The following is a 7,899-nucleotide window of genomic DNA, read 5'->3' as shown; positions in this document are numbered from 1 at the left end:
CCCGTACCGCGCAGGCGGCAGCTGACCATATTGGCGAGACACGCCGATTACCAGGGCACGGCAAGACGTGCCCTGAACCAAGGACACCCCATGAACACGATCCAGAGCGCCATCCAGCATGTGCACGAGCAGGACTTGTCGGGTCTGCTGACCCTGGTCGTGGAACTGCCCGATGGCCGGGTGGTCAATGTGACGCTGTCCTTTCTCAAGGGTCAGTGGGTGGCCGCGCAGGCAGGCGACATGGGTGGCAATGCGGCGCTGGCCTTGTTGCTGGAAGCCGTTGCCCTGCGCAAGGAGCGCTGGTTCGCCGTGGCCAACGGTCTCATGGCGGCCTCGCAACCCCTGCCCGACGTGGCCGTGTGGCTGGACATGGCCAGGCCGATGGCCGTTCAAGGTGAGCGCAGGCGACAGCTCGACGTGCTGCGCGACCTGATGACGAAGACCTTGGGCATTGACGGCGACGCCATCGTGGCGCGCTGCGAGTCAGCACATTCGCCGGCCGACCATTGGCCCGAGTTGATGGGCGCCATCCGCCAGGAAATCGAACCGCTCGTGGGGGCCGAGCAGGCCCGCTTGCTGACCCGCTGAAGGCCGCTAGGACTGCATGCTGCGCTGGTCGATCTACCCAAGCGACCCCTCCTGTGAGTGTGGGAGCCGGCAGCGGCGGCTGACTGAACGATTCTCAGATTCGCTCAATAGCTGCGGCGATTTTGTCCTGGCGCGGAGTCGAATCGTGGGAGTACCCGAAGAGAACAAAGAAAGCCAATCCGCGCAGGTTCTTGAGTTCGGACGGTCCGTATTCCCCTGAGCGGAGAACCAAGTCCGCATGCGAGGTGACTTCCTTCAGGAATGCGTGTGGCTCGTCGGCCACGTCAATCTTTTGCAGAACGTACTCGATCTCTCGCACCAGAAGCCGGATTTCGCCCGCAATGCGCTCAACCATGTCTGGTCGGTCATTCAGGCGAAGCATTGCCTCGGTTTGGCGCGCACCACCATCGGATTTGAAGTATTCGTAGCACGCTGCGGGCTCACATATCTGCTCAGGAAGGTCACCAGAGTACGAGTGGAGCAGAGTGGAGAGCACCTTTAGCCTGAACGCCCTATATCGCTCAGCAAGTCCATTTCTCAGCACTGCTCTTTGTCGGTGGTCGGGAATGGCGACGTTCAGTGCCCAAATGATGGCCCCCATCAGGAAGCCCGCCGACAAGTTGAACGCAATGGCGTTGGGGTAGCTGAGTGCGTTCAGAACCGGTTCGACGACTGTGCCGCGCAACAGTGGAATCGCAGGTTCCCCGCTTGTGACAAACATGCAGACGAATGCAACCCCAGACAGGGCGCTTATCGTCTTGGTTGTGTCGTACTTCATTGCCCTTGACCGTGTTGAACTTCCTCCGCATTCTGGCTCGGCAGCTGATCGCACCCCCGCTGCATTCATTAGGCGCAACCTGACTCAGGCATGTCGCATATTTGTCCACCATTGAGACACCGCACCTTGCGCAGTTGTCCTCAGCATGGCTGAAGTGGCTGAATTTGATAGTGGCGTGCTGCGGCGAACAAAAGAACCGCTGGGGGATGCTGCAAATGCCTCGGTTCTGTACCCGAATTGCATGCGGCCAATCTGGATCGTCGCCATGTTGGTACCACCGACAGGAATCGAACCTGTATCTAGCGCTTAGGAGGCGCTCGTTCTATCCATTGAACTACGGCGGCGCAGGGAGCGGCGATTGTATCGACCGGTCTGTGGCGATACACCCGCGCTCAGTCGTAGCGGAAGGTGAAGATCAGGTCGAGCGCGTTCTCGCTGCCGGCGCGTCCGCGCACGGTGAGGTTGCGCGTGACGTCGTAGAACATCGAGACGGTGTTGAGCGTGCCGGCCAGGCTGCGTTCGTAGCTGATGTAGAGGTCGTCGGCCAGGCGTTTGCCCAGCGTGAGCGCCGTGTTGGAGCTGCCGTCGGCGTTGGTGCCGTCGCTGGCCAGACTCAGGGTGTCCAGCCCGAGCGCACTGGCCAGGCCGCCGTCGAGCGGGCCACCGCCATTGCCGGCGATCAGCGCGATGGCGGCCTGCTGCAGCACCGCGGCTTCGGCGCCGGTGCCGCTGGCGGGGCGGCCCAGCACCAGCCAGGCCAGCTTCTCGCTGTCGGGCATGTCGGGGTCGGAGAACAGGCGCACGCGCGGCGCTTGCGCGGTGCCGCTGACCTGCACGCCCACGCGCTGGCTGCTGTTGGGGCGCACCGCCGTGATGTCCAGCGCCGGGTTGTCGTAGGCGCCGCTGAAGCGCAACACGCCGGTCTCGATGCCGAGCTGCTGACCGTAAGCGCGGTAGCTGCCGCTGACGGTGCGCACCTCGCCCACCACACGCGGAGCGGGCGCGTCGGGCAGGCTTTTCACTTCCAGCTGGCCCGCCAGGCGGGTCTGCAGGCCCTGGCCACGCAGCTCAAAGTTGTTACCCAGGTCCAGCGTGAGCTGTACGTCGGGCACCACGCGCACGCCGCCACCGCGCTCGATGGGAAACTCGGTGCCGCGCACCACGACGTCGTCGCCCAGGCTGGGGGCCAGCTCGTCGGGCAACACGATCAAGGCCTCGTCGGCGCGCAACTGGCCGCGCAGCTGCAAGGCAGCGCCTTCGAGCCGGGCACGCACTTCGCCGCTGACGGTGAGGCGCCGGTCGGCGCGGCTGGAGGCGCGCAGCTTCTCGGCCTTGGCCTGCAGCTCGATCAGGGGCTCGCGCCGGGTCTGGCCATCGCGCTGCACGCGCCGCCATTCGGCGCTGCCGGTGGCGGTGAGCACGCCGCCGCGCTCGGCGCCGCCGCGGCCCTCGAGTCGGAAGCGTTCGATCACCACGCGCTCGCCGGCCAGCGTGGCGCGCAGCTCGCCACCGCGAAACGAAATGCCGTTGACCAGCGAGCGCAGGGCCAGGTCGTCGGCCTGCAGGGTGCCGCTGACCTGCGGGTTGTCGCGTGTGCCGCTGACGGCGGCTTCCAGGCGCAGGGCGCCGCGTATGCGCCAGCCCGGCGGCGCCAGCACGCTCCACACACCCACCTGGGGCAGGCTGGCTTGCGCGCGGGCGCTGATGGGGGCCTGCTCGGCCCAGTGCCAGGCGGCGTGGGTGGCGTTCGGGGGCGACAGCGCGGTGCTGGCCTGCAAGGTGGCGTTGCCAAAGCGTTCGCTGTCCCACTGTAGGTCGGCCTGCACGCGCGAACCCTCGGTGCGCACCACCAGCCGCGCGGTCTTGACGCCGGCCTGCACGCGCTGGCTGCGGTTGGCGTTGTCGTCGAAAGCACCATCGGTCTGCACCGCCAGGTCGCCCGAGCGTTGCGCGATGGTGAGGTTCAGGCGCGGCGGCTGGCTGCTTTGCGCGGGCAGGGCGAAGTCCCATTCGCCATCGAAGACCATGTCGCCGCCGAGCCCGGCGCGCGCCAGTGGGCCGGGGCTGTCGCCGCCTTCGTTGCGCGCCAGTTGGTCGACCCAGGCCAGTGGCAGGCCGGTGAGCCGGCCACGGGTGAGCAGCGCGCCGGCTTGCCAGCTGAGGGCGTCCCAGGTGAGGGCTGCGCTCTGGGCGTCGGTGTTGCCGCGCTGGGGTTGCAAACGCAGGCTGCCAGCGTCGGCGGCGACGTCGACGCCGTTGGCGCGGCGCTGCCAGCTGGCACGCCAGGGCGCGCCATTGCTCAGGCGCCAACGGATGGTGTCTTCGCCCGTCGACACATCAAGCCGCAGCCGTTCGACCAGAAGCTGGCCACTGCGGGCCTGCAAGGGTGGCCCGCCGATGCCCAGGCCGCCTGCGCTGTCGAGATCGAACTGGCGGCCCGCTTGAGCCAGTTGCCCGCTCAGCCCCCAGGTCAGCGCATCGGGGCTGCCTTTCAGGTCCAGTGCGGTGTTGCTCAGGCGCAGGTCCAGTGGTGCCTGCGCGTCGTCGCTCTGCAGCTGCAGTTGTTGCACGCGGGCGGCCAGCGTCAGCCTGGGGGCGGGCGCGGTCTGGCCGGGCCAGCCCAGGGCGACCAGGCCACCTTGCCACGTCAGGCGCGCGTCGCCGCGCGCCTTGAGCTGCAGCGCGGCCCAGGGCGCCAGCTGGCTGCGCACGGCCTCGCCGATCAGGGGGGCGTTTTGCAGCGCGCGCAGCCAGGCCAGCGTGCGTTCGCCGTCGGCGACATCAAGGCGGGCGTCGCCCTGGCCGTCGGTGGCCGCCGCGCGCCCCTGCCAGCGTGCCGTGAGGCCGGGCACGCTCAGCGCCAGTTCTCCCTGGGCGACGGTGCGTTGGGTGTCGAACACGCCTTGTGCGTCGAGCTGGCTGTCGAAGGCATCGACGTGTGCCCGCTGCAGCGTCAGCACCCCTTGCGTGGCGGACCCGGTGCCGGGTGACCAACGTCCTTGCAGGGCGACCTCGCGCAGGCGCCAGGCATCGGCCGCACTGCGCTGGGGTTGGCGGCCCGCGGGTGCGATGCGCGCGTCGAAGGCGATGTCACCGGGCTGGCCTGGCGTAGCCGCGCTGCGCGCGCTCAGGCTGCCATCCAGCGCGGCGGGGGCCAGGCTTTGCCACAGTTGCTGTGGGTCCAGTCCGCTGAAGCGAAGCTCGCCCTGCCAGGTGCGTGTGCTGGCGGCGGCCCCGGCGGGCGCGTTGTCGACGGGCCAGCGGGCCTGGCCCTGGCCGCGCAGGCGCCCGCCCGCGACCTCGGCGTCGAGGGCCGACAGGGTCCAGGTGTCGCCCGATTGCCGCAGGTCCAGCGCGAGGTTCTTCAGCGGCAGGCTTTGCTGGTCGATGGGCCCGGGGCGCTCGTTCTGCAGCTGCACCTTGGCCAGCCAGTCGGCGCCGTCGGGCTGCGCGCTGATGGTGCCGGTGAACGCGCTGCGCGGTGCCTGGGGCCACAGCATGGCCAGGTCCAGTCGGTGCAGGCGGGCATCGACGGTGGACAACGGTTGATTGGCCCAGGGTCGCACGCGCGCGGTGGCGGCCAGGGTGGGTGTGGCGTCGTTGCTGGCCACGGGCTCGATCTGCGCGCCCAGGTCCAGCACCGCGTCGGCGCCGGCGAGCTGGCCTTGTGCGGTGGCGCGCGCGCGCAGCGTGAGGGCTTCGCCGTCGGGCACCTGGGCCTGCAGTTCGCCGCGCAACTGCAGCCGCAGCGGCATGGGCGCCTGCGCGCCCAGCGCCAACTGGGCCTGATAGCGCCCGTCGGCCCATTGCAGCGAGTGCAGCGTGAGGGTGTGTGCGTCGGCCGTGCCGAGATCGGCCTCGGCGCGGCCGTAACGGTAGTGCGCCTGCAGATCGCTTGCCTGCAGGCTCGCCGCGCCAGCGACCTGCAATGACCCGACGCCGAGGGTGACTTCGATCGGCAGCGGCAATTCGAGCGAGGCGGGCGGGGCAGTGTCGGACGCGGTGTCGGGCGCTCGCTGGTCGTTGATGCGCAGGGCGCCGAGCTGCAGCGATGCGACGTCGATGCGCCCGCCGAGCAGGCCCAGCCAGAAGCGTGTGCCCAGGCGCAGCTCGACGTTCTCGGCCTGCACGTCCAGGCCGTTTTGCGCCCAGGCCAGCCGGTCGATGTGGCCGCCGCGCAGCAGGCTGCCGTCCACCTCACCGAGTTCGATGCGGCCCGCCTCGGGTGCGTGCTCCGCCTGCCAGCTGTGCGCCCAGCGCAGGCCCTGGCCCAGCGAGCCATCGCTGGCCGCCCACAGGCCGCCAACCAGCAGGCCCGCCAGGGCCATGCCCAGCAGCGTGCCCGGCAACCACAGCAGCGCACGCCCGAGCCAGCCCAGGGCGCCGGGGCGAGGCATGGCCGCCGGCACGGCCGGGTGCTGCGGCGTTGCGGCGTCGGCGTCGGTCGGGGTGCGGTCTTGCGCCATCAGAAGACAAAGCCCACGGCGAAATGCAGCCGCCATTGGCGCGGCTCAAGGCCATAGGCCAGGTCGATCTGCAGCGGCCCCACCGGGCTGTTGTAGCGCAGGCCGGTGCCCACACCCCATTGCATGTCGAGGTCACGCACGCGATTGGCCACCGCGCCGCCGTCGATGAAGAGCACGTGCTCCAGCGCCGAGCGGGTGAGGCCGTCACCGCCGATGGGGCGCTGCCACTCCAGGCTGGCGACGGTCTTGAAGCGGCCGGCGCGCACGGTGCCGTCGGCCTGGGGCACGCCGATGGCGCGCAGGCCGTAGCCGCGCACGCTGTTGTCGCCCCCGGTCAGAAAGAGCTGGGTGTCGGGCACGGGCGTGTCTTCGCGAGCGATCACGGCACCGCTTTCCAGTCGCAACGCCAGGCGCCCCAGGCGCGGGCCGGGCGAGGGTGCGCCGGGGGTCACGCTGGGTCGGGCGTCGCCCAGCGGCAGCACGCCCAGCCAGCGCCCGAGCACGCGTGCAAAGGGCTTGCGGTCGATGCCCAGGGTGGTGCCGGCGCCGAGCTCGAGGCCCAGCCCGTAGCCTTGTTGCGGCGAGATGATGTCGTCGAAGCGCTGGCGCGACCAGGCCACGTTGGCGGTGATCGACGATTCGATGCGCCCGTTGGCGCCGTCGTCGGTGATGTTGGACAGCTCGCTGACGGTTTGTGCGCGGTCGTACTGCAGGTACACGCTGCGATCGAACTCTTCCCCGTCCTGCGCCTGACCGAAGCGCGCGCGCTGGCTGGTGGTGGTGACCAGATCGTCTTCCTGGCGGGCGGCCTGCAGCAGGGAGATCCAGCGCCAGCCGTCGTCGTTGAGGGGCGAATCCCAGGCGGTGCTCAGCAGGCTGTCCTTGCGTTCCAGGCGCAATGTGGACAGCGCGCGCCAGCCCAGCACCGGCATGCGGTTGTGCGTGTGCTCGATCGACAGGCGAGCACCGTTGTCGGTGCTGCCACCAATGCCCAGCACCAGCTTCTGGCGCGTGGCCTCGCGCAGTTGCACCTTCACCGCCAGCGGCGCGTTGCTGGCGTCGGGCTCGACGTAGACAAAGGCCGCGTCGTACAGGCCGCTGTCGATGAGCCGCTGCTGTGCGCGCTGCAGTGCGGCCAGGTCGTAGTCGTTGCCCGGAGTCAGGCCCGCCAGGCGAACGATGCGTTCGCTGGCCTGGGCGTCGTAGCGTTGTGCGCCATCGACCTCGATGGCGCCAAAGCGGCGCCGCGGGCCGGAGTCGAGCTCGATGTACAGCCGCGCGCTGGCACTTTGCGCGTCGACGTCGGCCAGGCTGGTGGTGATGCGCCCGTTGGGGTAGCGCAGCGCGGTGAGCCGACGCAGCGTGGCGGTCTTGGCCTGGTCCCAGCTGTCCTGGGTGAACGGTCGGCCTTCGAGCACCGCCGCGTCGGCGCGAATCTCCTCGCGCTGGGCGGTGGCGTCAACGTCGTTGGCCACGTCGCCGAGGAAGGTGACCTGCACCGATGCGACCCGGGTGGCAGGCCCGGGGACGATGGTCAACCCGATCCGCCCCAGGGGTGCCGGGCCCTCGCCCGCCGCGGCCTGGGCGTCGGCGCTGGGCGGCTGCAGCGGCGCCAGGGTGACGGTGGGCGCGAAATAGCCCTGGGTTGCGAGCAGCTCGCGTGCGTTGGCGGGCAGCTCCAGAAGCAGCCGATCCAGTTCGGCCGCATCGAGGCTGCGCTGCAGGCGAAACCGCTGCACGTCCAGGTGGCGCGTCAGCAGTTCGCGCAGCGCATCGGGGGCGGTGATGTCGAGTTCGAAGCGCGGGCTGACCGGCGGGCGCGCCGTGCGGGTGCTGCGCCGCGTGGTGGCCGGGTCTGGCGTGGCGTTGTCGGCGGCGTCATCGGCATTGCCGGGGTTGCTCGCGTTGTCGGCCGAAGGGGTGACCGCAGGGACTGGATCCTGCGCCCACGCCTGCGCCACCGGCGCCAGCCACAGCGGGCACAGCAGGGTGAGGACGTAGAGCGCACGCACGAGCCGGTGCCACCCGGCCCGGCATGCGCGGGCCGGCGAACAACTCAACATGGCG

Annotated in this window: 4 protein-coding genes and 1 tRNA gene; 1 reads left to right on the top strand and 4 read right to left on the bottom strand. The window is 69.9% G+C overall.

Features of this window, described 5'->3' with window-relative positions:
- Nucleotides 1-90: 90 nt before the first annotated feature.
- On the top strand, nt 91-588 hold the full coding sequence (locus tag KF871_RS09620; protein ID WP_291141273.1) for a hypothetical protein: 498 nt from the start codon (nt 91-93) through the stop codon (nt 586-588).
- A 94-nt stretch (nt 589-682) separates the two neighbouring features.
- On the opposite strand, the gene KF871_RS09615 is transcribed toward KF871_RS09620, so the two are convergent.
- The 4 genes from KF871_RS09615 to KF871_RS09600 all read right to left on the bottom strand — a co-directional run bounded on the left by KF871_RS09615 (nt 683) and on the right by KF871_RS09600 (nt 7,895).
- The gene (locus KF871_RS09615) at nt 683-1,366 is read right to left on the bottom strand and encodes a hypothetical protein (protein ID WP_291141272.1); all 684 of its coding nucleotides are present in this window, start codon (nt 1,364-1,366) and stop codon (nt 683-685) included.
- A 269-nt stretch (nt 1,367-1,635) separates the two neighbouring features.
- Nucleotides 1,636-1,710: transfer RNA gene (locus KF871_RS09610), tRNA-Arg, on the bottom strand.
- 48 nt (nt 1,711-1,758) lie between these two features.
- A complete protein-coding gene (locus tag KF871_RS09605) occupies nt 1,759-5,832 on the bottom strand; it encodes a translocation/assembly module TamB domain-containing protein (RefSeq protein ID WP_291141270.1) in 4,074 nt (1,357 codons plus the stop codon).
- A complete protein-coding gene (locus tag KF871_RS09600) occupies nt 5,832-7,895 on the bottom strand; it encodes an autotransporter assembly complex family protein (protein ID WP_291141268.1) in 2,064 nt (687 codons plus the stop codon). Before KF871_RS09600 ends, KF871_RS09605 begins: the two co-directional genes overlap by 1 nt.
- Nucleotides 7,896-7,899: the final 4 nt, after the last annotated feature.

It is taken from the genome of Hydrogenophaga sp., assembly GCF_019635465.1.
Lineage (GTDB): Bacteria > Pseudomonadota > Gammaproteobacteria > Burkholderiales > Burkholderiaceae_C > Hydrogenophaga.
This window is presented reverse-complemented; position numbering and strand designations above follow the sequence as displayed.

Coding starts and splice junctions, on each gene's coding strand:
- KF871_RS09620 (WP_291141273.1), top strand. CDS start 91: ATGAACACGATCCAGAGCGCCATCCAGCATGTGCACGAGCAGGACTTG.
- KF871_RS09615 (WP_291141272.1), bottom strand. CDS start 1,366: ATGAAGTACGACACAACCAAGACGATAAGCGCCCTGTCTGGGGTTGCA.
- KF871_RS09605 (WP_291141270.1), bottom strand. CDS start 5,832: ATGGCGCAAGACCGCACCCCGACCGACGCCGACGCCGCAACGCCGCAG.
- KF871_RS09600 (WP_291141268.1), bottom strand. CDS start 7,895: ATGTTGAGTTGTTCGCCGGCCCGCGCATGCCGGGCCGGGTGGCACCGG.